Genomic DNA, 25349 nt, shown 5'->3' on the forward strand with positions numbered 1-25349 from the left:
CGGGGCACCCCATCGGCGAGCAGGCCACCGCGCCGCGTGGGCGGCACGCGCGCGGCTCAGATGCCGGCGGCCGCCGACAGGTCGCGCTTGATCGTCGCCAGCAGGTCGGCGGCCCTGGCGCGGGCGGCCGGCAGATCGGCGTGGGTGCCGACGGGGACGACGACCTCCAGGTAGCACTTGAGCTTGGGCTCGGTGCCGCTGGGGCGCACGATGACGCGGGCGCCGTCGAGCGTGTATCGCAGGCCGTCCGTGGGCGGCAGCCGGTCGGTGCCCCGGGTGAGGTCCTCGGCCCCGGTGACCGGCAGCCCGGCGAGCTCGGTGGGCTGCCGCTCGCGCAGCCGCCGCATGGCGTCGGCGATGACCGAGAGGTCCTGCACCCGGACCGACAGCTGGTCGGTGGCGTGCAGGCCGTGCTCGACGGCGAGGTCGTCGAGGAGGTCGAGGAGCGTACGGCCCCGCTCCTTCAGCTCCGAGGCGAGCTCGGTGATCAGCAGGGCGGCGGTGATGCCGTCCTTGTCGCGCACACCGTCGGGGTCGACGCAGTAGCCGAGGGCCTCCTCGTAGCCGTAGCGCAGGCCGTCCACGCGGGCGATCCACTTGAAGCCGGTGAGGGTCTCCTCGTACGGCAGGCCCGCCTTCTCGGCGATCCGGCCGAGCAGGGAGGACGAGACGATGGACTCCGCGAAGGTGCCGGTGGCGCCGCGCCGGACGAGATGGGCGGCGAGCAGCGAGCCGACCTCGTCCCCCCGGAGCATGCGCCAGGCCCCGTTCTCCTTGACCGCGGCGGCGCACCGGTCGGCGTCCGGGTCGTTGGCGATGACCAGGTCCGGGTCACACTCCCGGGCCGTCGCGAAGGCCAGGTCCATCGCGCCGGGCTCCTCCGGGTTGGGGAACGCGACGGTCGGGAAGTCCGGGTCCGGCTCGGCCTGTTCGGCCACGAGGACGGGGGCCGGGAAGCCGGCCCGCGCGAACGCGGCGAGCAGGACGTCCTTGCCGACGCCGTGCATCGCCGTGTAGACCGTGCGGGCAGTGCGGGGCGAGGCGGGGGCGAGGACGGCGTCCGTGCGGGCCAGGTAGGCCTCCAGGACGCTGTCGTCCAGGGTCTCCCAGCCGCCGTCCGGGCGGGGGACGTCGGCGAGACGCTCGATCGCGTCGATCTCGGCGGCGATCCCCGCGTCGGCCGGCGGGACGATCTGGGAGCCGTCGCCGAGGTAGACCTTGTAGCCGTTGTCGCGCGGCGGGTTGTGGCTGGCCGTCACCTCGACACCGGCGACCGCGCCCAGGTGCCGGATGGCGAAGGCGAGGACGGGGGTCGGCAGCGGACGCGGCAGGACGGCGGCGCGCAGTCCGGCGCCGGTCATCACGGCGGCGGTGTCGCGCGCGAAGTCGGCGGACTTGTGCCGGGCGTCGTAGCCGATGACGACGAGGCCGCCGGTGCCGCCGTTCTTCTTCAGGTACGCGGCGAGGCCGGCGGCGGCGCGGATGACGACCGAACGGTTCATGCGCAGGGGCCCGGCGCCGAGTTCGCCGCGCAGGCCCGCGGTGCCGAACTGGAGGGTGCCGGCGAAGCGCTCGGCGAGCTCGGCGTGGTCGCCCGCCTCGATGAGCTTGGCGAGTTCCTCACGGGTGTCCGCGTCGGGGTCCTCGGCCAGCCATGACGTGGCCCGTGCGATGAGTTCGTCGTGCACCTTCGGTCCAACCTCTCGTTCGTGTGCGTGCGGCGCGGCTGCGGGCGCCCGGGGCGCTTCCCGCCCCGCCGCCCCCGGCCGGCGGTGCTTACAGGCGGCCCAGCACCTGGGCCAGCAGGGAACCCATCCGGGTCGCGCTGTCGCGGCCTGCCTGGAGGACCTCCTCGTGGTTGAGGGGCTCGCCCGTCATGCCCGCCGCGAGGTTGGTGACCAGCGAGATGCCCAGCACCTCGGCGCCCGCCTCGCGCGCGGCGATGGCCTCCAGGACCGTCGACATGCCGACGAGGTCCGCGCCGATGACGCGGGCCATGCGGATCTCGGCCGGGGTCTCGTAGTGCGGGCCGGGGAACTGCGCGTAGACGCCCTCCTCCAGGCTGGAGTCGATGTCCTTGCACAGGGCGCGCAGCCGCGGGGAGTAGAGATCCGTGAGGTCCACGAAGTTCGCGCCGACGATCGGCGAGGTCGCCGTGAGGTTGATGTGGTCGCTGATCAGGACCGGCTGCCCGGGACGCATGCCCTCGCGCAGGCCCCCGCAGCCGTTGGTCAGGACCATGGTCTTGCAGCCCGCGGCCACCGCGGTGCGCACGCCGTGCGCGACGGAGGCGACGCCGCGGCCCTCGTAGAAGTGGGTACGGCCCAGGAAGACGAGCGCGCGCTTGTCACCGATCGTGTACGAGCGGATCGTGCCGCCGTGGCCCTCGACCGCCGGCGGCGGGAATCCGGGCAGCTCGGTGACCCGGAACTCGGCGTCGGGAGCGCCGAGGGCGTCCACGGCCGGGGCCCAGCCGGAGCCCATCACGAGGGCGACGTCGTGGGTCTCGGCGCCCGTGAGCTCGCGCAGCCGCGCGGCGGCCGCGTCGGCGGCGGCATAGGGGTCGCCCTGGATGTCGTCCGGAAGAAGAGATGCGTTCACGCGATGAGGGTAGCCGGTCCGGGCCTACGCGCGTAGATGATGGAGCTCACGGGATGGCGATCGTTGTCTTGTCGTTTCCGACGAACCGTCGAACGGGGTGATCCGACGAGAGCGGCCGCGCGGGGCGACCGGGTGGCCGTGCGGGGCGTTCTGGGCGGCGTGCGACGCGGCCCGGCGGCCGTGCGAGGGGTCTCGACGGCGCGTGACGTGGCTCGATGGCCGTGCGGAGGCGTCTCGACGGCGTGCGACGCTGCTCGGTGGCCGTGCGAGGCGTCTCGGCGCCGCGCGCCGCGGCTCGGCGGTCGCGGGGCGCGGCTCAGCAGGGCCGCTTGCGCAGTTCCATCACGTAGTCGTGCGGTGCCCCGGCCGACTCCGCCGCGTCGGCCACCTCGCCGAGGTAGCGCGCGGAGGGCAGTCCGCCCTCGTACCCGTTCAGTACGTACGTCCACGCCGACTCCTGCCCGTCCAGCGTGTGCGCGCGCACCCGGACCCGGCGGTAGATGCCGAGGCCCACGCCCTCCCAGCGGTCCAGCGACTCCTCGTCCATGGGGGCGATGTCGTACAGCGCGACGAAGACCTGCGCGCCCGGGTCCTCGACGACCGTGGCCAGCGCGCCGTCCCAGCCCAGCTGCTCGCCGCCGAACGTCAGCCGCCAGCCGTTCAGCCAGCCCGTCGCGCGCAGCGGTGAGTGCGGGGCGCGGCGGGACATCAGCCGCGCGTCGAGGTTGCCGGCGTACGCGGTGTAGAGCGACATGGGTCGAGAGTACGGCAGCGCCACGGGTGCCACTCCCGTCCCGGTCGTCCGTCCTCCCTACGCCGCCCGGCCCCCCGGGGCAGTAGCACCTTGAAGCGTGCGGGACAATGGGGTACGTGACTCGGATCGTGATCATCGGTGGCGGACCTGGCGGCTACGAAGCAGCGCTGGTGGCAGCGCAGCTCGGCGCGGAGGTGACCGTCGTCGACTGCGACGGTCTGGGCGGAGCGTCGGTGCTGACCGACTGCGTGCCGTCGAAGACCCTGATCGCCACGGCCGAGGTGATGACCACCTTCGACTCCTCGTACGAAGAGCTGGGCATCATCGTCGCCGACGACACCCCGCACGTGGAGCAGGCCGCCCGCGTGGTCGGCGTGGACCTCGGCAAGGTCAACCGGCGGGTGAAGCGGCTCGCGCTCGCGCAGTCGCACGACATCACCGCCTCCGTGACGCGGGCCGGCGCGCGGGTCATGCGCGGGCGCGGCCGGCTGGAGGGCATGCAGGCCCTCGACGGCTCGCGCAAGGTCGTCGTCGCGGCGGCCGACGGCACCGAGGAGACCCTGGTCGCCGACGCCGTCCTCATCGCCACCGGCGGGCACCCGCGCGAGCTGGCGGACGCCCAGCCCGACGGCGAGCGCATCCTGAACTGGACCCAGGTCTACGACCTCACCGAGCTCCCGGAGGAGCTCATCGTGGTCGGTTCGGGTGTCACCGGCGCCGAGTTCGCCGGCGCCTACCAGGCGCTCGGTTCCAAGGTCACCCTCGTGTCGTCCCGCGACCGGGTGCTGCCCGGCGAGGACCCGGACGCGGCCGCCGTCCTCGAGGACGTCTTCCGCCGCCGCGGCATGAACGTCATGGCCCGCTCCCGCGCCCAGTCCGCCAAGCGCGTGGGCGACCGCGTCGAGGTCACCCTCGCCGACGGCCGCGTCATCACCGGCTCGCACTGCCTGATGGCCGTCGGCGCCATCCCCAACAGCGCCGGGCTCGGCCTGGAGGAGGCGGGCGTCAAGGTCCGCGAGTCCGGTCACATCTGGACCGACCGGGTCTCCAGGACCTCGGCCCCCGGTGTGTACGCGGCCGGTGACGTGACGGGCGTCTTCGCCCTCGCCTCCGTCGCCGCCATGCAGGGCCGTATCGCCATGTACCACTTCCTCGGCGACGCGGTGGCCCCGCTCAACCTAAAGACCGTCTCCTCGAACGTCTTCACCGACCCCGAGATCGCGACCGTCGGCTACAGCCAGGCCGACGTCGACGCCGGCAAGATCGACGCCCGGGTCGTGAAGCTTCCGCTGCTGCGCAACCCGCGCGCCAAGATGCAGGGCATCCGGGACGGCTTCGTGAAGATCTTCTGCCGTCCGGGCACGGAGATCGTCGTCGGCGGTGTGGTCGTGTCGCCGCGCGCCTCGGAACTCATCCACCCCATCTCGATCGCCGTCGACAACAATCTGACGGTCGAACAGATCGCGAACGCCTTCACCGTGTACCCGTCCCTTTCGGGGTCGATCGCCGAGGTGGCACGGCAGCTGCACACCCGTAAGCCCACGGGCGAGAGCTGACGGCCGAAAGCGACTCCCCGCTGGTCACGGGGAGTTGTCGACCATTCGTGCGGCATAGTCGGCGCGACTAGGCTCTATACCACCTTGTGCCCCACCGTGCGAACAACTTCTGTTATTCGGCGCAAACAGCTGAAAGCAGACGGTCGTTGGGGTTACTGTCAGTTTCGTGTTCGCTGCAGAACGTCGCCAATTGATCCTCGAAATGGTGCGAGCGAACGGGGCCGTGTCGCTCCGTGAGCTCGCCCGCGTCGTCCAGACCTCCGAAGTGACCGTACGGCGGGACGTGCGCGCACTGGAGGCAGAAGGACTCCTCGACCGCCGGCACGGCGGTGCGGTACTGCCGGGCGGATTCACGCGGGAGTCCGGCTTTCCGCAGAAATCCCATCTCGCGACCGCCGAGAAGACGGCCATCGCCGATCTCGCCGCCAACTTCGTCGAAGAGGGCGAGGCCATCGTGGTCGGGGCGGGAACCACCACCCAGGAGCTGGCACGCCGGCTCGCCCGGGTGCCCGGCCTGACCGTCGTCACCAACTCGCTCCTCGTCGCCCAGGCGTTGGCCCATGCCAACCGGGTCGAGGTCGTGATGACCGGCGGCACCTTGCGCGGTTCCAACTACGCCCTGGTCGGCTCCGGTGCCGAGCAGTCCCTCCAGGGGCTGCGGGTCTCCCGGGCCTTCCTCTCCGGGAGCGGTCTGACCGCGGAGCGCGGGCTGTCCACGTCCAACATGCTGTCGGCGTCCGTCGACCGCGCGCTGGTGCAGGCCGCCGCGGAGGTCGTGGTCCTCGCCGACCACACCAAACTCGGCACCGACACCATGTTCCAGACCGTCCCCACCGATCTGATCACCCGGCTGATCACCGACGAGCCGCCGGCCCACGACGACCGTGCCGCCACCGAGCTCCAGGCCCTCGCAGACCAGGGGGTGCAGATCGCCGTGGCCGGGGCGTCGGGAAGCCCGGGGGGTGACGCCGTCCCGGCGCGTCACCAACAGCGTCGGGACGTACCCCTTCCGGCCCCTCGCCGCGGCCAGGTCCCGGGCACGGGCCCCGGCCTGCGCACCGCGGCGGTCCTGGGCGACCAGACCCCCGGCACGGAACGCGCCCGAGTGGCAGACCTCCGCCGCCGCTGAGCCACGCCAGGACGACTTGCACGGCGACTCACGCCACAGCTCGGGGCACGGGCCGGCTCACGGTGAGGCCGGGGCACGGGTGCCCGTGGTGTGGGCTTACGGTGCCGCCGGGCGCGGGTCGCGGCGCGGGTCGCGGCGCGGCTCGGATGCGGGCTGGCTCACGGTGCGGTCCGGTTGCCGGGTGTGCGTGGTGTGGGCGCGCGGTGTCGCCGGTCGGATTCGTGGTGCGGCTCGGATGCCGGGCGCACGTTGCGGCCTACGGTGTCGCCGGGAGCGGCAGTGTGTCGCGGACCCGGGGCGCGGGTCGGCCTTGCGGCGCGGATGCTGATGTGCGGCTGGGGCGTCGGGTGCGCGTTGCGGCTACGGTGCCGCCGGGGAGCCGGAGCGTGTGGCGGACCTGGGGCGTGGGGCGGCCTCACCGCACGGATCCTGGTGCGCGGCTCGGATGCCGGGTGTGCGTGATGTGGGCCGGCGGGAGCGGCAGTGTGTCGCGGACCCGGGGCGCGGCTGGGGAACGGTCGCGCCGGGCGGGCCCGTGGTGCCGCTGAAGAGCTGCCATGTGTGCGGTGGGCCCGCGGTGCCGCTCGGAGAGTGCCTCGCGCCATCGCTCCCTCCAGGCCGGGACCTTCCCTGGCGGACAGCGCCGGTGCATGCCTGCCGAGATTCTCATCGGCAGCCCCCGTGAGATCAGGCACCGATGCGGTAGTCGGCCCGGCCCGGCGTGTTCCGGGTCGGTGACGTGCGGGCCCTCCGAACCGGTGACGCGGGTGTGTTTCCGACTCCGGTGGTCTCGGGACCGGCGACCTGCTGGTGCGGCGGCCCGGGGCGCCTTGCATCCGGCGGCCACCCGAAACCCGTCGTCGACGGTGATTCCCACCGGGCCGGCTGGCAGAGCCTGGCCGGTGCCGTGGGCCGCGCCGACATCAGCAGCCCACCAGACGTCGGCGCTGCCAGCAGGTCAGCAGGGGGCCGCCAGGCAGGAGCCTCCGGGCGATTGGGCCTTCCTCCACCGGGCGGCTGCCCCGGCCACCGCCGCTTTGGAAGACCATGGGGCGACTGCTACGACCGCCGCCGGATCGGCGGGCCACCGAAGGCGGCTGGGCCGACGCTCACCGGGTGACTGCTGGTGCCGCCGCTGGTTCGGAAGCCGCAGGGCGGCCGCGCTGACGCCATCGGGCGACTGCCTGGACCGTCGTCAGGCCGGTGATCGCCGAGCCGGAGAGCCTAGGGTGCCTGGGCTGTCGTCCATCGGGTGCCTGCTTTGGCCGTCAGGGTCGGAAGGTCATCGGGCGACTGCGCCTACGCTCACCGGGTGACTGCTGTGGCCGTCACCGAGGTCGGAAGACCGCCGGGCAGTCGCGCTGTCGCCCACAGGGCCGACCGCCCCGGCCGCCGCCGCTCCGGAAGGCCACCGGGCGACTGCCCCGACGCCCAGCAGACTGTCATGCCGAAACGCCGCCAGGGCCAGGCCCGCCCGGACACCCGGCCGACGGGTCCATCGAAGCGGTCTGGGCGGACGGCCAGCCGTCGCAGACCCGTCACGCCGGAAGGCCTGCCCTCGAGTCCAGGCCCCGTCCGGCCACCCGCCCGTCCGGCCACCTGACCGGCGGGTCGTCGGAGCCGTCCTGCCGCAGAGGCTGCCGTCGGGTCCCGGCCCGGCAGGGCACCCAGGCGGCTGACGGGAGGCCAGGGTGTCGCCATGGGGAGGCCGGGGACGGAAACGCCCCGCGGGCCGGGGTGGCCGGGCCGCGGGGCGTTGACGTGTCGAGGTGGGTCAGTCCTTGATCTCGCAGATCGCGGCGCCGGACGTGACGGACGCGCCGACCTCCGCGGCCAGACCCTTGATCGTGCCGGAGCGGTGCGCGTTGAGCGGCTGCTCCATCTTCATCGCCTCAAGGACGACGACCAGATCGCCTTCCTTGACCTCCTGGCCCTCCTCGACCGCGATCTTGACGATCGTGCCCTGCATCGGGGAGGCGAGGGTGTCACCGGAGGCGACGGGACCGGACTTCTTGGCCGCGCGACGCTTCGGCTTGGCACCGGCGGCGAGGCCGGTACGGGCCAGGGACATGCCCAGCGAGGAGGGCAGAGAGACCTCCAGGCGCTTGCCGCCGACCTCGACGACGACCGTCTCGCGGCCGGACTCCTCGTCAGCCTCCGCATCGGCGGGGGCGGTGAAGGGCTTGATCTCGTTGACGAACTCGGTCTCGATCCAGCGGGTGTGGATCGTGAACGGGTCGGCGGAGCCGGTCAGCTCCGGGGCGAACGCCGGGTCCCTGACCACCGCGCGGTGGAAGGGGATCGCGGTCGCCATGCCCTCGACCTGGAACTCCGCCAGGGCACGGGCGGCGCGCTCCAGCGCCTCCCTGCGGGTGCGGCCGGTCACGATCAGCTTCGCCAGCAGCGAGTCCCAGGCCGGGCCGATGACCGCGCCGGACTCCACGCCCGCGTCCAGGCGGACGCCCGGACCGGACGGCGCGTCGAAGACGGTGACCGTGCCGGGAGCGGGGAGGAAGTTGCGCCCGGGGTCCTCGCCGTTGATACGGAACTCGAAGGAGTGACCGCGCAGGGCGGGGTCGCCGTAACCAAGCGCCTCGCCGTCGGCGATACGGAACATCTCGCGCACCAGGTCGATGCCGGCGACCTCCTCGGTGACCGGGTGCTCCACCTGGAGGCGCGTGTTCACCTCGAGGAAGGAGATCGTGCCGTCGACACCGACGAGGAACTCGACGGTGCCCGCGCCGACGTAACCCGCCTCCTTGAGGATGGCCTTGGAGGCGGAGTACAGCTGCTCGACCTGCCGCTCGGACAGGAACGGCGCCGGCGCCTCCTCGACCAGCTTCTGGTGGCGGCGCTGGAGCGAGCAGTCACGCGTCGACACGACGACCACGTTGCCGTGCGAGTCGGCCAGGCACTGCGTCTCCACGTGCCGCGGCTTGTCGAGGTAGCGCTCGACGAAGCACTCGCCGCGGCCGAAGGCGGCGACGGCCTCGCGCACCGCGGACTCGTACAGCTCCGGCACCTCTTCGAGGGTCCGGGCGACCTTCAGGCCGCGCCCGCCACCGCCGAAGGCGGCCTTGATGGCGATGGGCAGCCCGTGCTCCTCGGCGAAGGCGACGACCTCGTCGGCGCCGGAGACCGGGTCGGGCGTGCCGGCCACCAGCGGCGCGCCGGCGCGCTGCGCGATGTGCCGGGCGGCGACCTTGTCACCGAGGTCACGGATGGCCTGCGGCGGCGGGCCGATCCAGATCAGGTCGGCGTCGAGAACGGCCTGGGCGAAGTCGGCGTTCTCCGAGAGGAAGCCGTACCCCGGGTGGACGGCGTCCGCGCCCGACTCGCGAGCCGCGTTCAACACCTTGTCGATGTCGAGGTAGCTGGTCGCCGGGGTGTCACCGCCCAGGGCGAACGCCTCATCCGCGGCGCGGACATGCAGAGCGTCCCGGTCCGGGTCGGCGTATACGGCCACGCTCGCGATCCCGGCGTCCCGGCAGGCCCGGGCAACGCGGACAGCGATTTCGCCACGGTTGGCGATGAGCACCTTGCGCACGATTGAGGCTCCCTCCTTGAAACAAGCCGAGTTTAGGGACTGCCGACACGGCACTTCGACCCATCCCCAATGGTGAGCTTGCCCACACGGAGCGTGATGAGAGGCTCGCTCGATCCGTGAAATCCCTTGTCGCACCTCGGTACGCAGGACTCCTCCCGGAAACCCTAGCCCTCCGGTGTGGTCAAGGTCTCTGTGAGAGCGTGCTGCGGGCCACTCTGTTTCTTTGTGGAGTCCCTACGAATGGCCCAATGATTCTTTGCCCTCCGCCGAACCCTTGTCCCGGGGTTTACCCGTTAGTAGCGTTCGCGATGTCCCGAACGTACTTGGGGTAACAGCAGTGATGCCCGGACAGCGGTCGAAAGTGGGTGGGGCCCGGTGGTGCGAAGACCGGTGGCATGGGTGGTGGCGGTCGTGCTCTTCGTGGAGGCGCTCGGCATCGCGGCGGTCAACTGGTTCATGGGGGTGGTCGTGGACCGCCAGGACATGTCCTTGGCGGGCCTGGACCCCGACGTGATGTCGTTGTCGTCGAAGATCGGCGGGATCGCCTTCGGGCTGTACTTCGCGCTGTGCGGCCTGGTCGCGCTGCTCGTCGCCCTGCGCAACCGGCCGCCCGCCGGTCTCGGGCGGGTCCTGCTGATCAGCGCGGCCGTGGTGCACTGCCTGCTGGGCGCGCTCGCGTGGGGGCTGCTCGGCCGGAACGCCTTCGCGTTCATGATGGTCGTGCTCGCCCTGATCGTGCTGCTGCTGATGACGTACGACCGCCAGGAGGGCCCCGCGGCCGGCAGGCGCGCGACGCCCGACGGGCCCGACGGACCCCAGGGGCCTCAGGGTCCGCAGGAGGATCAGGGGCCTCAGGGCTTCCAGGAGTCTCAGAAGCCGCATAGCTTGCAGAAGTCTCAGGAGTCCCACGGGCCCCAGGACGTTCCCCCCGTCACGCCGCCGCCTGCGCCCAGCGCGACCTGAATCAGCCTTCCCGGGGCGTCCACAGCTCCGTGATCCCGACGCCCAGTTCGGCCAGCAGCCGGCGGACGAGGGGCAGGCTGATGCCGATCACGTTGCCGTGGTCGCCGTCGATGCCGTCGATGAAGGGCGCCGAGCGGCCGTCGAGGGTGAACGCCCCGGCGACGTGGAGCGGTTCGCCCGAGGCGACGTACGCGGCGATCTCCGCGTCGGTGGGCTCGCCGAAGCGGACGACGGTGGAGGCGACGCCGGACACGTACCGCTTGGCCGCCGTGTCCCACACGCAGTGGCCCGTCTGGAGCGTCCCGGCCCGGCCGCGCATCGCCTTCCAGCGGGCGGCGGCCTCCTCGGCGTCGGCGGGCTTGCCGTACGCCTGGCCGTCCAGGTCGAGGACCGAGTCGCAGCCGATCACCAGTGCGCCCTGGACGTCCGGCCGGGCCGCCACGACGGAGGCCTTGGCCTCGGCGAGGGCGAGCGCCAGTTCGGCGGGGGTGGGCGCGGTGACGGCGTCCTCGTCGACGCCGCTCACCAGCACCTCGGGGGCGAGTCCGGCCTGCCGCAGCAGCCCGAGCCGGGCGGGGGACTGGGAGGCGAGGACGAGTCGGCGGCGCGGCTGATCAGTCATGCGACCAGCGTATCGGCGGCCCCGCCCGGACGGACCCGGCCCGCTCACCTCAGCCCGAGCACGATCATCGCGAGCACCATGGCCAGCGCCATGAGAACACCGAGCCGCCGCAGCATGACCTGCGTCTCGCGCAGTTCCTCCGGCGGCTCGTTGTCGGGGTCGGACCACAGCATGACTACGAGCGTGCGGCGATCCGGCGCGGAAGACCTGAGTACGCGTACTCAACTTGCCCGTGACCCGCTCCGACGGCGTCGGCCGCCACCAGGGATCCGGTGGCGGCCGACGCCGTCGCGAAGGTGCCGGCACGGACGCTCCGTGCCCGCTCGCCTATCCCGGCCAGTAGGTGCGGGCCCACGCCGAGGGGCCGGGCCGGGGCACCGCGCGGGCGGCGACGCGGGCCGGGTCGGACCAGGAGTCCCGCGGTCCGGGCGCGCCGGACGGCGTGGCCGCCGCCGCCGCGGCGCGCGCCCGGACCACCGCCAGTGCGGCGGCCAGCTCCTCCGGGGTCGGATTGCCCCGTACGACCTTGATCGTCACAATCGCTCCCAGGGCCTAGAGGGGGATGTTGCCGTGCTTCTTCGGAGGCAGGGATTCCCGCTTGGTACGCAGCTGACGCAGACCGCGCACGACGTGCCGGCGGGTGTCCGACGGCCTGATCACCGAGTCGACGTAGCCGCGCTCGGCCGCGACGTACGGGTTGAGGAGCGCGTCCTCGTACTCCTGGATCAGCCGGGCCCGGGTCGCCTCCAGGTCACCGGCGGCCTCCGCCTCGGCGATCGTGCGGCGGTGCAGGATGTTGACCGCGCCCTGCGCGCCCATGACGGCGATCTGGGCCGTCGGCCACGCGAGGTTGAGGTCGGCGCCCAGGTGCTTGGAGCCCATGACGTCGTAGGCGCCGCCGAAGGCCTTGCGGGTGATCACCGTGATGAGCGGGACGGTGGCCTCGGCGTAGGCGTAGATCAGTTTGGCGCCCCGGCGGATGATGCCGTCGTGCTCCTGGTCGACCCCGGGCAGGAAGCCGGGCACGTCCACGAAGGTCAGGACCGGGATGTTGAAGGCGTCGCAGGTCCGCACGAAGCGGGCGGCCTTCTCACTGGCCTTGATGTCCAGACAGCCGGCGAACTGCATCGGCTGGTTGGCGACGATGCCCACCGGGTGGCCCTCGACCCGGCCGTAGCCGGTGAGGATGTTCGGCGCGAACAGGGGCTGCGTCTCCAGGAACTCGGCGTCGTCCACGATGTGTTCGATCACCGTGTGCATGTCGTACGGCTGGTTCGCGCTGTCCGGGACGAGCGTGTCCAGTTCGAGGTCCTCCTCGGTGACGGACAGGTCCGCCTCCTCAGGGAACACCGGGAGCTCGCTGAGGTTGTTGGACGGCAGGTACGACAGCAGCTGCTTGACGTACTCGACGGCGTCCTTCTCGTCCCCGGCCATGTGGTGCGCCACGCCCGACACGGAGTTGTGGGTGCGGGCGCCGCCCAGCTCCTCGAAGCCGACGTCCTCGCCGGTGACGGTCTTGATGACGTCCGGGCCGGTGATGAACATGTGCGAGGTCTGGTCGACCATGACCGTGAAGTCGGTGATGGCCGGGGAGTAGACCGCCCCGCCCGCGCAGGGCCCGACCACCAGGCTGATCTGCGGGATGACGCCGGAGGCATGGGTGTTGCGGCGGAAGATCTCGCCGTACGCGCCCAGCGACGCGACACCCTCCTGGATCCGGGCGCCGCCCGAGTCGTTGATGCCGATGACCGGGCAGCCGGTCTTGAGGGCGAAGTCCATGACCTTGACGATCTTCTGGCCGTAGACCTCGCCCAGGGCGCCGCCGAAGACGGTGAAGTCCTGGGAGAAGACGGCCACGGGCCGCCCGTCGACGGTCCCGTATCCGGTGACGACACCGTCGCCGTACGGGCGGTTGGCTTCGAGGCCGAAGTTGGTGGAGCGGTGGCGTGCGAACTCGTCGAGCTCCACGAAGGAGTCCTCGTCGAGCAGCAGCTCGATCCGCTCACGGGCTGTCAGTTTGCCTTTGGCGTGCTGCTTTTCGACGGCGCGTTCGGAGCCGGCGTGCGTCGCTTCCTCGATACGGCGCTGGAGATCCGCGAGCTTTCCCGCGGTGGTGTGGATGTCGGTCACTTCCGGCTCGGACATCGGGATGGGGCTCCCTGCCTGCTCAAAAGGGGGGACGGTTACTCATCCGTAGCGTAGTGGCGCGCCTACCAATCGGCAGTGCGGTGTTTACCACACCTAGGGTGGCTTGCATGACGCCGCGAGATGACTCAGACGGAAACGCCAACCGCTGGTCCGACCTGGACCGTCCCCCCCTCAACGCGCCCGCGTTGCGCCGCGCGCTGGTGCGTGGGGGAAGTCTGTGGACGGAGGTGGAGGTGGTGTCGCACACGGGCTCCACGAACTCCGATCTGGTGGCCCGGGCCGTCGACGGCAAGCTGGCCGAGGGCGCGGTGCTCGTCGCGGAGGAGCAGAGTGCCGGGCGCGGCCGCCTGGAGCGCCAGTGGTCGGCGCCGGCCCGCTCCGGTCTGTTCTTCTCCGTCCTGCTGCGGCCCAGCGACGTGCCGCTGGCCCGCTGGGGCTGGCTGCCGCTGCTCACCGGGGTCGCCGTGGCGACGGGGCTGGCCCGCGCGGCGGGTGTGGACACGGCTCTGAAGTGGCCCAACGATCTGCTGGTCACCGTCGGGGACGAGGAGCGCAAGGCGGGCGGGATCCTCGCGGAGCGCGCCGGGGACGACGGTGTCGTCATCGGGATCGGGATCAACGTCACGCTCGGCGCGCGAGAGCTGCCGGTGCCGCAGGCGGGCTCGCTGGCCCTGGCCGGCGCGCTGACCACCGACCGGGATCCGCTGCTGCGGGCCGTGCTGCGGTCCCTGGAGGACTGGTACGGACGCTGGCGAGCGGTCGAGGGCGATCCGGTCGCCAGTGGCCTCCAGGAGACCTACGCGGCGGGCTGCGCGACGCTCGGCCGGACCGTACGGGCCGAGCTGCCGGGCGACCGCTCGATCGTCGGCGAGGCGGTGGCCGTCGACGGGGACGGCCGGCTGGTGCTGGCGACGGACGACGGCGTCCAGGAGCCGGTGGGCGCGGGCGACATCATCCACCTGCGCCCGGCCTGAGGCACGGGCCGGCCCGCGAGGCGGAGCGAACCGGCACTGTGACGTGCGGCGTGTGGACCGAGGGCGGTCCGGACGGGGCGGGCGTGGGTGGTGTGCGGTGCCGTGACGGCGGTGGTGCCCGGGGTGGCGCCGCGGAGGCCGAAGGTGCCGTGTGTGCCGCTGCGGCGGCGGGATCCCCTGTGGCTGCGTAGGCTGCGCTGAGGAGTGAGTTGGCGCACACCTGCCGTAGAGTAAAGGCCGGTCGATACCTGACCGTGACAGATCGGAAGGGCAGCAGGCGTGACCGTCGACGACACGGGCTCCGGCGCGGACGCGGACGGCCGGGTCGATCCTCCCCCGCTCTCGACCTCGCCCGAGCGGAGGGAACCGCCCGCCGCCGAGTCCGGCGGCGACCCGCTCGCACTGCGCCTCGAACAGCTCATCCTCGGCGCCGAGCGGCGCTACACGCCTTTCCAGGCCGCCCGCAGCGCCGGCGTCTCGATGGAACTGGCGTCCCGTTTCTGGCGGGCCATGGGCTTCGCCGACATAGGGCAGGCCAAGGCGCTCACGGAGGCGGACGTACTCGCCCTGCGCCGGCTCGCCGGTCTGGTGGAGGCGGGCCTGCTCAGCGAGGCCATGGCCGTGCAGGTGGCCCGGTCCACCGGGCAGACCACCGCCCGGCTGGCCGAATGGCAGATGGACTCCTTCCTGGAGGGGCTCACCGAGCCGCCCGAGCCGGGGATGACCCGCACCGAGGTGACGTACCCGATCGTCGAGCTGTTGCTGCCCGAACTGGAGGAGTTCCTCGTCTACGTCTGGCGCCGCCAGCTCGCCGCCTCGGCCGGCCGGGTCGTGCAGGCCGCCGACGACGAGGAGATGGTCGACCGCCGCCTCGCGGTGGGGTTCGCCGACCTCGTCGGGTTCACACGGCTGACCCGCCGGATGGAGGAGGAGGAACTCGGCGAACTCGTCGAGGCCTTCGAGACCACCGCCGCCGACCTGGTGGCCGCCCGTGGCGGCAGACTCATCAAGACGCTCGGCGACGAGGTGCTGTTCGCCGCCGACGACGCGGGGGTCGCCGCGGAGATCGCGCTGCGGCTCATCGAGACCATGGCCAACGACGAGACGATGCCCGAGCTGCGCGTCGGCATGGCCTTCGGCACGGTGACGACCCGGATGGGCGACGTCTTCGGTACGACGGTCAACCTGGCCTCGCGGCTGACGTCGATAGCTCCGCGCGACGCCGTCCTCGTCGACGGCGCGTTCGCCGCGGAGCTCATCCGCAGCGGTGAGGCGCCCGCCTCGGAGGCGGAGGCGGCGGAGGCCGCTGTCGCCGCCGAGAAGGAGGGCGAGGAGCCGCCGACGTACCGTTTCGCGCTGCGGCCGATGTGGCAGCGGCCGGTGCGTGGACTCGGCGTGGTCGAGCCGTGGCTGCTCACCCGCCGCGACGAGGACCAGCAGTAGGTCAGCGGGCGTTCAGCACGTCCACGCACAGGCCGATGATCGGCACACACAGTCCCGGCGCACCTGGCTGATCCGGCTCGTCCGGCTGACCGGGCTCACCGGGCTGACCAGGCTGATCCGGTTCAGCGGGCTGCGGGGCCGGGACGGCCGTGGCCGAGGTCGGCGCGGGGGCCGGGGACGTCGGCTGCGGGCCGGTGCCGGTGCCGGTGCCGGTATCGGTGTCGGTGTCGCTGCCGGGAGAACGGGGTGTGGCCGACGGCGCGGGGACGCTCGCGGAGCCACCCGCCGTAGCCAAGGCCGAGGGCGCGGCGGTCGCCGACGCCGACGCGCCGGGGGCCGGGGTGGTGCTCACCCCGCCCGGGCCGGAGGTCGAGCTCACCCGGGGGACGGCCGCGACGGTGGCCGCCGCGTCGGTCGACCAGGTCTTGACGGCGTCCGGGCTGGGTCCGGCCTCCGCCGTGCCGACCCCGGAGTCGGGCGCGATCCGTACGAGGCTCAGCACACCGACGGCCAGCGCGAGTCCGCCCACCGCGAGCAGCACCCTGCGACGGGGCCTGCGATGCCGGCCACGCCGACCCGACAGACCACCGGCTGAGGACGCCCCCTCGTCCGACTCCCCACCCCCCACATCGCCGACCGACTCGGCGACATTCGACCCGCGCGCTTGGCCCGCCACGCCAGCCCTACCCGCCGGACGCCCGGCTTGTGGGGTTCCTGCGGCGGCTGTTCGGCCGGCCATGCCCGCGTTACCTGCCGGAGGCGTGGCTCGTGGCGCACCTACGGCGCCCGCTTGGCCGACGGTGGGTGCCGAGCCTGCCCGGCCGGTGTTCCCAGCCGGGCCTCGCGTGCCGACTGCGCCTGCGGCGCCCGCCGGACCTGGCGTCCGGGCGTTGCCGGCCGGGCGTGGCGCGCCTGCCCGGCCCGTGTTGCCTGCCGGGGCGCGCGTACCGGCTCCGGCTGTCGTGCTCACCGGGCTTGCTGTTGCGGCGTCGCCGGCGGTGTGTGGCGTGCCTGCCTGGGCCGTCTTCCCCGCTGGGGCGCGTGTGCCAGCCTGTGCTGCTGTGCCCACCGGACCTGGTGCTGCGGCCTTGCTTGCCGAGCCTGCCGTGCGTGGCCTGCCGGCTGGGCCGGTGTTCCCTGCCGGGCCTCGCGTGCCGGTCGCGGCTGCCGTGTCCGCCGGACCGGGTGTTCCGGGGGCGCCTGCCGCACCCGTCCTGCCTGTCGGGGTCGCCTGGGCCGCCGTGCGGGGTGCGCCTGCCGCGTTTGTGCGGCCGGTCTGCCCCGCCGGGCCTCGGGCGCCGGCTGTGCCTGCCGTGTTCGCCGGGCCTGGCGTGGCCGCCTGGCTTGGCGCGGCTGCTGGGCTTGCCTTGCTCGCTTGCCTTGACCGGCCTGGAGTGCCGGTTGCGTCTGCCGCGTTCGCCGGCCTTGGCGCAGTCGCCTGGTCTGCCGTGTTGCCTGCCTGGCCCGCCGCGCTTGTTCGGCTGGTCTGCCATGCCGGGCCTCGGGTGGCGGCCGAGGCTGCCATGTCCGCCGGACCTGGTGTTGCGGCCTTGCGTGCCGCGCCCGTTTTGCCTGTCGGGGCCGCCTGGCTTGCTGTGACTGGGGCGCCTGCCGCGTTCGTCTGGCCGGTCTGCCCTGCCGGGCCTGGTGTGCCGGCTGCGGCTGCCGTGTTCGCCGGACCTGCTTTGCCCGCCCGGTTTACCAGGCTCGTGTTGGCTGCCTGGGCGGCCGTGGGTGGGGTGCCTGCCGCGCTTGCCTGGTCGGTTCGCCCCGCCGGGCCTGGTGTGCCGGCTGCGCCTGCCGTGTTCGCCGGACCTGCTTTGCCCGCCCGGTCTATCGGGCTCGTGTTGGCTGCCTGGGCGGCCGTACGTGGGGCGCCTGCCGCGTTCGTCTGGCCGGTTCGCCCCGCCGGGCCTGACGTGCGGGCTGCACCTGCCGAGTCCGGTCGGTTTGCGGCGCCCGTCCTGCCTGCCGCGCCCGACGGGCCTGCCTGGCCCCGCTGCCACAACGGATTCGGTGTGATGGCCGCCCCCGGCGGGCCTGCCTGGCCTCCTGCGCCCGCCGGGCTCGCCTGGCCCGTCCTGCCCGCCGGACCTGGCACGCCAAAGGTTCTTGCCGCACCCGTCGTGCCCGCCTTCCCCGCCGAACCTGCGCTCCCCGTCCCCGCCGCCGCGCCGACCTTCCCCGCCGCGCTCGCAGTACCTGCCGTCCCCGCACCCGCGTCCGCCAGGCCAGGCGTGTCTGCCGAGGCCGCCATGCCTGCCGCGCCGCCACCGCCCACCGCACCCGTCGTGCCGTCACCGCCCGAGCCGCCACCGTCCTCCCCGCCCGGAGCAGCTCCTGCGCCCGCAGCCCCGGGGACGGCGCCCACTCCAGGGACAGCCCCCGCCCCAGGGGCACCCCCCGCCCCAGGCGCGCCCTCCGCGCCTCCCGCCCCAGGCGTGACCCCGGTTCCGCCGGTTTTTGTCGTGTGCCTGGTCTTGTCGACCGCTGTGTTCGTCATCGTGATCCCTCCCCGATGCGCTCGCGCCCCCGCTGCGCCGTGGCGGAGCGCACGTTATGCGGTGCCGTGGGCGATGGGGCGGTAGTTGGGCGGGATGTCACTCGAACGGGGAATCGGGAGGTGACACGGGAACCGGTCTCGTGGACGGCCGCTCTTTCCCCCGTGCGGCGGGACTGCGATGATCGGGGCGAGGTCGTTGTTAACACGCGTTAACCGGAGGGTGTCATGAGCGAGGAGCGGTTCGGGGAGTTCGTACTGGTGAGGCGGCACGGTGACGGGCATGTCGCCGAACTCGCCCTCGACCGGCCCAAGTCCATGAACGCGGTGTCCAGCGAGATGGCCCGGTCGATCGGCGAGGCGTGCGCCGCGCTGGGCGCCGACCGGGACGTACGGGTGGTGGTGCTGACCTCGACGCACGAGCGGGCGTTCTGCGTGGGGGCCGACCTGAAGGAGCGCAACTCCTTCAGTGACGCCGAGCTGGTGCGGCAGCGCCCGGTCGCGCGCGGCGCCTACACCGGCGTACTGGACCTCCCGGTGCCGACGGTCGCGTCCGTGCACGGGTTCGCGCTCGGCGGCGGCTTCGAGCTGGCGCTGTCCTGCGATGTGATCGTGGCCGACGTCACGGCGGTGGTGGGGCTGCCCGAGGTGTCCGTGGGCGTGATTCCCGGCGGTGGCGGCACCCAGCTGCTGCCGCGCCGGATCGGCGCCGCGCGGGCCGCCGAGCTGATCTTCACCGCGCGCCGGGTCGAGGCCGCCGAGGCGCGTGAGCTGGGCCTGGTGGACGTGCTGGTGGAGGAGGGCCAGGACCGGGTGGAGGCGCTGGCGCTGGCATCCCGGATCGCGGCCAACTCGCCGGTGGGCCTGCGGGCGGCGAAGCGGGCGCTGCGGCTCGGGCACGGCCTGGATCTGCGGGCCGGACTGGAGGTCGAGGACGCGGCCTGGCGGTCGGTGGCGTTCTCGGGGGACCGGGCGGAGGGCGTGGCGGCGTTCAACGAGAAGCGCAAGCCCCAGTGGCCCGGGGAGTGACCCGCTGAGGCGAGGTGGGGGCGGCCGGACGGCAGTGCGGCGGACGGTCCCGCGGGCCGGCGGGAGCTGGTTCTCGTACCGTCCACCTGTTCGCCGTATCAATGTCCCTTTTGCCGCTGAACGTCCCTAACCTGGAGTGATGGGTGAGGACAGTCGGCTCGCGGGCGTGGTGGCGTTGGCGCAGGGGATGGCGGCGGCCCACTCCCCGCGCGAGTCATGGCGGGCGGCGGCCCTGGGCGCCTGCCGGGCGCTGTCCGGCAGCTTCGCCGCGCTGTCGACGTGGGAGCGGGAGCTCGGCCGGCTGCGGGTCCTCGTGAACGTGGGGGACCGCGCCCCGGACGAGGAGGAGTTCCCCGAGGCGGAGGTGTACCCCGTGCACCAGTTCCCGGAGATCACCGAGTTCCTGCACGAGCGCTGGGCCGCGGGCGGCGACCCCAACGCCTGGGTCGAGACCGCCTCCGGCCCGGCCCACGGCAGCCCCGGCTACTGCCATCAGCGCGTCGCCGCCCTGCGCCGCCGAGGCCGCGGCTGTTGTGTCGTCGCCCCCCTCGTGCTGCACGGCCGCGCCTGGGGCGAGCTCTATGTGGCCCGCTCGGCCGCCGACCCCGTCTTCGACCGCGGGGACGCCGACTTCGCCACGGTCCTGGCCTCGGTCGTCGCCGCCGGGATCGCCCAGACCGAGCGGCTGGAGGAGGCCCGCAGGCTCGCCTTCACCGACGCGCTCACCGGGCTCGCCAACCGCCGCGCCGTCGATGTGGGCCTCGACGAGGCGATCGAGCGGCACCGGCGGGACGGTGTCGCGGTCAGCCTCGTCGTCTGCGACCTCAACGGCCTCAAGCGCGTCAACGACACCCGAGGGCACGCGGTGGGCGACCGGCTGCTGGAACGGTTCGGGTCCGTGCTGTCGCTGTGCGGGGCGATGCTGCCCGGCGCCCTCGCCGCCCGGCTCGGCGGGGACGAGTTCTGCCTCCTCGCCGTCGGCCCGCCCGCCGACGACGTGGTGAGGACCGCGGGGGAACTCTGCCGCCGCGCGGCGGAACTGGAGCTCGGCGAGGGGGTCGCCTGCGGGGTCGCGTCCACCGAGGACCCCATCGGGCCGGTCCGCTCGGCGCGCCGGCTGTTCCGGCTCGCCGACGCGGCCCAGTACCAGGCCAAGGCCGTACGGGCGGCCCGGCCCGTGGTCGCCGGCCGGGAGGGGCCCGACGACCCCGTCGTCCGGCTGGCGGACGCGCCCTCGCGGGAGGCCACCGCGGAGCGCCGCCGCTTCCGAGGGCGCCGCTGACGCCCCGGCATGTGACCGAATCGGTAAGGGGTGAACCGGTCACCCACTGGTGACAGTCCGGAATTCAGTGCGTACGCTCCTGAATATGGATATGCACACTGTGGTGGTGGGGACCTCCGGGGTCACCGCGTCCGACGTTCTCGCCGTGGCGCGCGACGGCGCCCGGATCGAACTCTCCGGCGAGGCGGTGGCGGCCCTCGCCGCGGCCCGCGAGATCGTCGAAGCGCTGGCGGCCAAGCCCGAGCCCGTCTACGGCGTCTCCACCGGCTTCGGCGCCCTGGCGACCCGGCACATCAGCCCGGAGCTGCGCGCGCAGCTCCAGCGCAACATCGTCCGCTCGCACGCCGCCGGTCTGGGACCGCGGGTGGAGCGGGAGGTCGTACGGGCCCTGATGTTCCTGCGGCTGAAGACCGTGTGCTCCGGGCACACCGGTGTGCGGCCCGAGATCGCGCAGACCATGGCCGACGTGCTGAACGCGGGCATCACCCCGGTCGTGCACGAGTACGGCTCGCTCGGCTGCTCCGGCGACCTCGCCCCGCTGTCCCACTGCGCCCTGACGCTCATGGGGGAGGGCGACGCCGAAGGCCCCGACGGGGTCGTCCGGCCCGCCGGCGAACTGCTCGCCGCGCACGGCATCGCCCCCGTCGAACTGCGCGAGAAGGAGGGCCTGGCCCTCCTCAACGGCACCGACGGCATGCTCGGCATGCTGATCATGGCGCTCGCCGACCTCGACACCCTCTACAAGTCCGCCGACGTCACCGCCGCGCTGTCCATGGAGGCCCTGCTCGGCACGGACCAGGTCCTCGCCCCCGAGCTGCACGCCATCCGCCCGCACCCGGGCCAGGGCGCCGCCGCCGCCAACATGCTGGCCGTGCTGAAGGGTTCGGGCCTGACCGGGCATCACCAGGACGACGCCCCGCGGGTCCAGGACGCCTACTCGGTGCGCTGCGCCCCGCAGGTCGCCGGCGCCGGCCGGGACACCATGGCGCACGCCCGGCTGGTCGCCGAGCGCGAGCTGGCCGCGGCCGTGGACAACCCGGTGGTCCTGCCCGACGGGCGGGTCGAGTCCAACGGCAACTTCCACGGCGCCCCGGTGGCCTACGTCCTGGACTTCCTCGCCATCGCCGCCGCCGACCTGGCCTCCATCGCCGAGCGGCGCACCGACCGGCTGCTGGACAAGAACCGCAGCCACGGCCTGCCGCCGTTCCTGGCCGACGACGCCGGCGTCGACTCCGGGCTGATGATCGCCCAGTACACGCAGGCCGCGCTGGTGAGCGAGCTCAAGCGGCTCGCGGTGCCCGCCTCGGCGGACTCCATCCCGTCCTCCGCCATGCAGGAGGACCACGTCTCCATGGGCTGGTCCGCGGCGCGCAAGCTGCGCACGGCCGTGGACAACCTCGCGCGCGTGCTCGCGGTGGAGCTGTACGCCGCCTCCCGCGCCATCGAGCTGCGCGAGGGTCTCACCCCGGCGCCGGCCTCGCGGGCGGCCATCGACGCCGTACGGGCGGCGGGGGTGCAGGGTCCCGGACCGGACCGTTTCCTCGCGCCCGACCTGGCCGCCGCCGACGCGTTCGTGCGGGCCGGCCTGCTGGTGACCGCCGTGGAGAGCGTCACCGGTCCGTTGCTGTAGCACCGTTCGGGGCCCCGCCGGCGTACGGCGGGGCCCCGCGTGTCACTTGAGCTTGGCCGCCTGGGCGTCGACCACGACGGCCGGCACGGTGTACGGCGTACCGGACGTCAGCTTCATGAAGCTGATCGTGTAGTACGTGGCGATGGTGTTGCCGTGCCGTGCCACCTCGATGTGCGCGTCGCCCGTGTCGCCCCCGTCCAGCTTGCCGGAAGCGGCGAACGCGACCGACTCGTCGCCGGTGGCGGAGCCCTTCTCCGCGGCGATCTTGGTGAGCTTCTGGTCCTCGCCCTGCGCCGTGACGGTGAACCCGCCGGAGCAGCTCGTGACCGCGTCGGACACGGACTTGAAGGCCTTCTCGGCGCCGTCACCGCCGTAGGAGGACAGGCCCACGACGGTCATGGTGATGTCGAACGCGTTGGCGATGTCGTCCTCGGACACGTCCTCCGGGGACGTGGCGGTGCCCGTGGGCTTCTTGTCCTCGGTCGCGGTGCCGCTGACGCTCGCGTCGGTGTCGCCCGGCGCGAGGCCCGCCATGGCGTAGGCGAGCGGCCGGCACGGGGCCTTGTCGACCTTCACCGCGCTCTGGGAGTGCGGGAACGATTCGTCGGTCGCCTCGACCTTGTACCCCTTGACGTCGCCCTGGGCGACGAGCAGCTTCTTCAACTCGGCCGTGCCGAGCGCCTTCGCGTTCGCACTCGTGGGCGACGCGGACGAGGCCGAGGACTTCGATCCCTTGCCCGATCCCTTGGCGTCGCCGGAACCCTCGTCGGAACAGCCCGTGATGAGGGCGAGCGACAACACGCTCACGGCAGCCGTGGCGCCGAGACGCGCCCCCGATGATCTCTTCATGAGCGGACTATGAAGCGGAGGTCAAAGGAACGTCAAGTCGATTAAAAATCGAGACGTTCGCGGCGTATCGAATACACCACGAAGCCTGCCCCCACGCTGAGGAAGAGGCTTCCGCCCACCACGTACGGGGTGGTGTCGAAGCTTCCGGTGTCGGCGAGTTGGGTCTCCACGCCCGGGTCGGACGTGGTCGTGGACGCGGCCCGCGCCTGCGTGGTGGCCCCGGCCGACGCGGTCACCGGGGGCTGCGTTCTCGCCGGGTCGTCCTGGGAGGCGTTCGCGGACGGAACGAACCACAGGGCGCCCAGTACGGTCCCCGCGGCGGTGGCGGTCAGCAACGAGCGGCGAGCTGATGACACGGAATATCGATCCCCTTGTGGCGCTGGTGAATTGGCCGTGTAGGTCGATGCTAATGAAAGTCGCGGGTCGTGGGAAAGTTACGGCAGGACGGAGCCGTACGCTCCGGGGCATGAGTACTGAAGAGGCATCACGTTTTGTACGACTTCGCGTCGAACTCGTCGTGGAAGTGCACGACACCGACGCTGTGACGGCGGCCGCGCTGCGGCGGATCGCGGAGGACGACGAGCTCCCGGCGGACGAACAGGCGCACGCCGAGGGCGCTGTGACGGAAGACACCGCGGAGGCCCTCGCGTTTCTCGTTGATCCGTTCGACCTGGTCAGCGAGGTGCCGGGAGTGGAGCTCCAGCAAGCCTCCTGGTCGAGCGAGCTCATCGACTACGACCCTGATTCGCCCGACTGGGACCTGGACGAGGATGATGTCGTGGAGGACGAGGAAGGCGACCGCGTGTCCGGCGTCGGTTGAGCGGCACGGGGAATTCGTGACTCCGGGCGGCAACCACCGCCCGGGGTTTCGTCGTCTCAAAGGGCGCACTGGCCGACACCCGCATCACTGGTCCAGGCGGGCGTGCCCCGGCGGACGTGGCACTCCCCACATGGGGAAAGCGCGTGAAATCGGACGTACCGGTCGTAGCGTTGGTATTTCGTAACGAGGCCTCTCGGGGTTTTTGGGGAATTCGGCAACGATGGAGAAGTGTGTGATGACGGACAGTAAGCGGCGCAGGCGCCTCACGGCCGCGTCCGCCCTGCTCGGCGGTGTGCTCGTACTGACGGCCTGCTCCGGCGCGGACGCGGACGCCGGCGGCGGCAACGAGAGCTCGCAAGCCAAGGTCGACGAGGCGGCGGCCAAGAAGACATCTGTGGCGCAGATCACGATCACGCCGAAGGACGGCTCGTCCAACGCCTCCATCAACAACTTCGCCGTCACCGTGCGCAAGGGCACGCTCTCCGAGGTGAAGATGACGACGGCCGACGGCACCGCCGTCGCCGGCGAGCTCTCCGCCGACAAGACGAGCTGGAAGCCCAGCGCCCAGCTGGAGCGCTCCACCACGTACAAGGTCGCGGCCAGCGCGAAGGACTCCGACGGACGCGAGGCCCACGAGAACGCCTCGTTCACCACGGTGTCCCCGGCCAACAGCTTCATAGGGAACTTCACGCCGGACGACGGCTCGACCGTCGGCGTCGGCATGCCCGTCTCGATCAACTTCAACAAGGCGATCACCGACAAGGCCGCCGTCCAGAAGGGCATCACGGTCAGCTCCAGCAGCGGCCAGGAGGTCGTCGGCCACTGGTTCAACGCCAACCGGATCGACTTCCGCCCCGAGGACTACTGGAAGGAGAACTCCACCATCACGCTGAAGCTCGCGCTCGACGGTGTCGAGGGCGCCTCCGGTGTGTACGGCGTGCAGCAGAAGACGGTCACCTTCCACATCGGCCGCAACCAGGTCACCTACGTCGACGCCAAGACCAAGCAGATGAAGGTCACGCAGGACGGCAAGACGGTCAAGACCATCCCGATCTCGGCCGGCTCGCCCGAGAACAAGACGTACGAGGGCCAGATGGTGATCTCCGAGAAGTTCAAGGAGACCCGGATGAACGGCGCCACGGTCGGCTTCACCGACGACGACGGCAAGGGCGAGTACGACATCAAGGACGTGCCGCACGCCATGCGCCTGACCAATTCCGGCACCTTCGTGCACGGCAACTACTGGGGCGTGAAGTCCATCTTCGGCAGCGTCAACACCAGCCACGGCTGCGTGGGCCTGTCCGACACCAAGGGCGCCAAGGACGACAGCACCCCGGCGGCCTGGTTCTACAACGGCTCGATCATCGGTGACGTCGTGGTCGTGAGGAACACCGGCGACAAGACGGTCTCCCCGGACAACGGCCTCAACGGCTGGAACATGGACTGGGCGCAGTGGAAGGCGGGCTCGGCGGTCTGACGCCGACCGGCCCCACCCACAGCCG

21 protein-coding genes are annotated in these 25349 nt (G+C 72.5%); 10 read left to right on the forward strand and 11 right to left on the reverse strand.

All coding sequences use genetic code 11. The features are described 5' to 3' along the window. Window positions 1-56: 56 nt before the first annotated feature. The 3 genes from ACWCQK_RS33080 to ACWCQK_RS33090 form a co-directional block, all read right to left on the reverse strand. Window positions 57-1688, reverse strand: coding sequence for a phospho-sugar mutase (locus tag ACWCQK_RS33080; protein ID WP_451161360.1), 1632 nt, complete (start codon window positions 1686-1688; stop codon window positions 57-59). A gap of 88 nt (window positions 1689-1776) precedes the next feature. Continuing rightward, entirely contained in the window at window positions 1777-2601 is an 825-nt protein-coding gene (locus ACWCQK_RS33085; RefSeq protein WP_451161362.1) for a purine-nucleoside phosphorylase, read from the reverse strand. A gap of 316 nt (window positions 2602-2917) precedes the next feature. Next, window positions 2918-3355 carry a gamma-glutamylcyclotransferase gene (locus ACWCQK_RS33090; protein ID WP_451161364.1) on the reverse strand — a complete coding sequence of 146 codons (438 nt, stop codon included), beginning with the start codon at window positions 3353-3355 and terminating at the stop codon, window positions 2918-2920. Window positions 3356-3462: 107 nt separating this feature from the next. Here ACWCQK_RS33090 and ACWCQK_RS33095 point away from each other — a divergent pair, with 107 nt between their 5' ends. Together ACWCQK_RS33095 and ACWCQK_RS33100 are read left to right on the forward strand one after the other, a co-directional pair. Beyond that, the gene (locus tag ACWCQK_RS33095) at window positions 3463-4911 is read left to right on the forward strand and encodes an NAD(P)H-quinone dehydrogenase (protein WP_451161366.1); all 1449 of its coding nucleotides are present in this window, start codon (window positions 3463-3465) and stop codon (window positions 4909-4911) included. 166 nt (window positions 4912-5077) lie between these two features. Beyond that, complete coding sequence (locus ACWCQK_RS33100) at window positions 5078-6040, forward strand: DeoR/GlpR family DNA-binding transcription regulator (protein ID WP_451161368.1); 963 nt, start codon at window positions 5078-5080, stop codon at window positions 6038-6040. A gap of 1774 nt (window positions 6041-7814) precedes the next feature. Here ACWCQK_RS33100 and ACWCQK_RS33105 read toward each other — a convergent pair. Next, window positions 7815-9587: an acetyl/propionyl/methylcrotonyl-CoA carboxylase subunit alpha gene (locus ACWCQK_RS33105; protein WP_451161370.1), complete on the reverse strand. Its 1773-nt coding sequence runs from the start codon at window positions 9585-9587 to the stop codon at window positions 7815-7817. Between the two features lie 390 nt (window positions 9588-9977). Between ACWCQK_RS33105 and ACWCQK_RS33110 the strand changes: the two genes are divergently transcribed. Then, window positions 9978-10550, forward strand: a complete 573-nt coding sequence (locus tag ACWCQK_RS33110) for a hypothetical protein (RefSeq protein ID WP_451161372.1) — start codon at window positions 9978-9980, stop codon at window positions 10548-10550. Window position 10551: 1 nt separating this feature from the next. On the opposite strand, the gene ACWCQK_RS33115 is transcribed toward ACWCQK_RS33110, so the two are convergent. From ACWCQK_RS33115 to ACWCQK_RS33130, 4 genes are all read right to left on the reverse strand, one after another. Beyond that, complete coding sequence (locus ACWCQK_RS33115; protein WP_451161374.1) at window positions 10552-11172, reverse strand: Maf family protein; 621 nt, start codon at window positions 11170-11172, stop codon at window positions 10552-10554. Window positions 11173-11216: 44 nt separating this feature from the next. Continuing rightward, window positions 11217-11345: a morphogenic membrane protein MmpB gene (gene mmpB / locus ACWCQK_RS33120; protein WP_451161376.1), complete on the reverse strand. Its 129-nt coding sequence runs from the start codon at window positions 11343-11345 to the stop codon at window positions 11217-11219. A gap of 154 nt (window positions 11346-11499) precedes the next feature. Beyond that, the gene (locus ACWCQK_RS33125; RefSeq protein ID WP_451161378.1) at window positions 11500-11709 is read right to left on the reverse strand and encodes an acyl-CoA carboxylase epsilon subunit; all 210 of its coding nucleotides are present in this window, start codon (window positions 11707-11709) and stop codon (window positions 11500-11502) included. Window positions 11710-11724: 15 nt separating this feature from the next. Beyond that, window positions 11725-13317, reverse strand: a complete 1593-nt coding sequence (locus ACWCQK_RS33130; RefSeq protein WP_451161380.1) for an acyl-CoA carboxylase subunit beta — start codon at window positions 13315-13317, stop codon at window positions 11725-11727. Between the two features lie 110 nt (window positions 13318-13427). On the opposite strand from ACWCQK_RS33130, the gene ACWCQK_RS33135 reads away from it, so the two are divergent. Together ACWCQK_RS33135 and ACWCQK_RS33140 are read left to right on the forward strand one after the other, a co-directional pair. Next, a complete protein-coding gene (locus tag ACWCQK_RS33135) occupies window positions 13428-14294 on the forward strand; it encodes a biotin--[acetyl-CoA-carboxylase] ligase (RefSeq protein ID WP_451161382.1) in 867 nt (288 codons plus the stop codon). 279 nt (window positions 14295-14573) lie between these two features. Continuing rightward, window positions 14574-15737: an adenylate/guanylate cyclase domain-containing protein gene (locus ACWCQK_RS33140; RefSeq protein WP_451161384.1), complete on the forward strand. Its 1164-nt coding sequence runs from the start codon at window positions 14574-14576 to the stop codon at window positions 15735-15737. Between the two features lies 1 nt (window position 15738). Here ACWCQK_RS33140 and ACWCQK_RS33145 read toward each other — a convergent pair whose 3' ends face one another. Continuing rightward, window positions 15739-16278, reverse strand: a complete 540-nt coding sequence (locus ACWCQK_RS33145) for a hypothetical protein (RefSeq protein ID WP_451161386.1) — start codon at window positions 16276-16278, stop codon at window positions 15739-15741. Between the two features lie 2187 nt (window positions 16279-18465). Here ACWCQK_RS33145 and ACWCQK_RS33150 point away from each other — a divergent pair. The 3 genes from ACWCQK_RS33150 to hutH all read left to right on the forward strand — a co-directional run bounded on the left by ACWCQK_RS33150 (window position 18466) and on the right by hutH (window position 22178). Then, the gene (locus tag ACWCQK_RS33150) at window positions 18466-19266 is read left to right on the forward strand and encodes an enoyl-CoA hydratase/isomerase family protein (protein ID WP_451161388.1); all 801 of its coding nucleotides are present in this window, start codon (window positions 18466-18468) and stop codon (window positions 19264-19266) included. 139 nt (window positions 19267-19405) lie between these two features. Beyond that, window positions 19406-20548: a diguanylate cyclase domain-containing protein gene (locus ACWCQK_RS33155; RefSeq protein WP_451161390.1), complete on the forward strand. Its 1143-nt coding sequence runs from the start codon at window positions 19406-19408 to the stop codon at window positions 20546-20548. A gap of 91 nt (window positions 20549-20639) precedes the next feature. Next, the gene (gene hutH / locus ACWCQK_RS33160) at window positions 20640-22178 is read left to right on the forward strand and encodes a histidine ammonia-lyase (protein ID WP_451161434.1); all 1539 of its coding nucleotides are present in this window, start codon (window positions 20640-20642) and stop codon (window positions 22176-22178) included. Window positions 22179-22220: 42 nt separating this feature from the next. Here the strand turns inward: hutH and ACWCQK_RS33165 are convergent, their stop codons facing one another. Both ACWCQK_RS33165 and ACWCQK_RS33170 read right to left on the reverse strand, forming a co-directional pair. Beyond that, entirely contained in the window at window positions 22221-23027 is an 807-nt protein-coding gene (locus ACWCQK_RS33165; RefSeq protein WP_451161392.1) for a hypothetical protein, read from the reverse strand. 41 nt (window positions 23028-23068) lie between these two features. After that, complete coding sequence (locus tag ACWCQK_RS33170; protein WP_451161394.1) at window positions 23069-23383, reverse strand: LAETG motif-containing sortase-dependent surface protein; 315 nt, start codon at window positions 23381-23383, stop codon at window positions 23069-23071. Window positions 23384-23493: 110 nt separating this feature from the next. On the opposite strand from ACWCQK_RS33170, the gene ACWCQK_RS33175 reads away from it, so the two are divergent. Both ACWCQK_RS33175 and ACWCQK_RS33180 read left to right on the forward strand, forming a co-directional pair. Continuing rightward, window positions 23494-23847: a hypothetical protein gene (locus ACWCQK_RS33175; RefSeq protein ID WP_451161396.1), complete on the forward strand. Its 354-nt coding sequence runs from the start codon at window positions 23494-23496 to the stop codon at window positions 23845-23847. Window positions 23848-24082: 235 nt separating this feature from the next. Then, on the forward strand, window positions 24083-25324 hold the full coding sequence (locus ACWCQK_RS33180; RefSeq protein WP_451161398.1) for a L,D-transpeptidase: 1242 nt from the start codon (window positions 24083-24085) through the stop codon (window positions 25322-25324). The last annotated feature ends 25 nt before the right edge of the window (window positions 25325-25349 follow it).

It is taken from the genome of Streptomyces sp. NPDC002306 (assembly GCF_053593435.1).

What these genes read in the sequence shown, in the direction of transcription:
- ACWCQK_RS33090 (WP_451161364.1), bottom strand. Translation starts at nt 3,355, where the DNA reads ATGTCGCTCTACACCGCGTACGCCGGCAACCTCGACGCGCGGCTGATG.
- ACWCQK_RS33095 (WP_451161366.1), top strand. Translation starts at nt 3,463, where the DNA reads ATGGGGTACGTGACTCGGATCGTGATCATCGGTGGCGGACCTGGCGGC.
- ACWCQK_RS33115 (WP_451161374.1), bottom strand. Translation starts at nt 11,172, where the DNA reads ATGACTGATCAGCCGCGCCGCCGACTCGTCCTCGCCTCCCAGTCCCCC.
- mmpB (WP_451161376.1), bottom strand. Translation starts at nt 11,345, where the DNA reads ATGCTGTGGTCCGACCCCGACAACGAGCCGCCGGAGGAACTGCGCGAG.
- ACWCQK_RS33130 (WP_451161380.1), bottom strand. Translation starts at nt 13,317, where the DNA reads ATGTCCGAGCCGGAAGTGACCGACATCCACACCACCGCGGGAAAGCTC.
- ACWCQK_RS33135 (WP_451161382.1), top strand. Translation starts at nt 13,428, where the DNA reads ATGACGCCGCGAGATGACTCAGACGGAAACGCCAACCGCTGGTCCGAC.
- ACWCQK_RS33150 (WP_451161388.1), top strand. Translation starts at nt 18,466, where the DNA reads ATGAGCGAGGAGCGGTTCGGGGAGTTCGTACTGGTGAGGCGGCACGGT.
- ACWCQK_RS33155 (WP_451161390.1), top strand. Translation starts at nt 19,406, where the DNA reads ATGGGTGAGGACAGTCGGCTCGCGGGCGTGGTGGCGTTGGCGCAGGGG.
- hutH (WP_451161434.1), top strand. Translation starts at nt 20,640, where the DNA reads ATGCACACTGTGGTGGTGGGGACCTCCGGGGTCACCGCGTCCGACGTT.
- ACWCQK_RS33165 (WP_451161392.1), bottom strand. Translation starts at nt 23,027, where the DNA reads ATGAAGAGATCATCGGGGGCGCGTCTCGGCGCCACGGCTGCCGTGAGC.
- ACWCQK_RS33175 (WP_451161396.1), top strand. Translation starts at nt 23,494, where the DNA reads ATGAGTACTGAAGAGGCATCACGTTTTGTACGACTTCGCGTCGAACTC.
- ACWCQK_RS33180 (WP_451161398.1), top strand. Translation starts at nt 24,083, where the DNA reads ATGACGGACAGTAAGCGGCGCAGGCGCCTCACGGCCGCGTCCGCCCTG.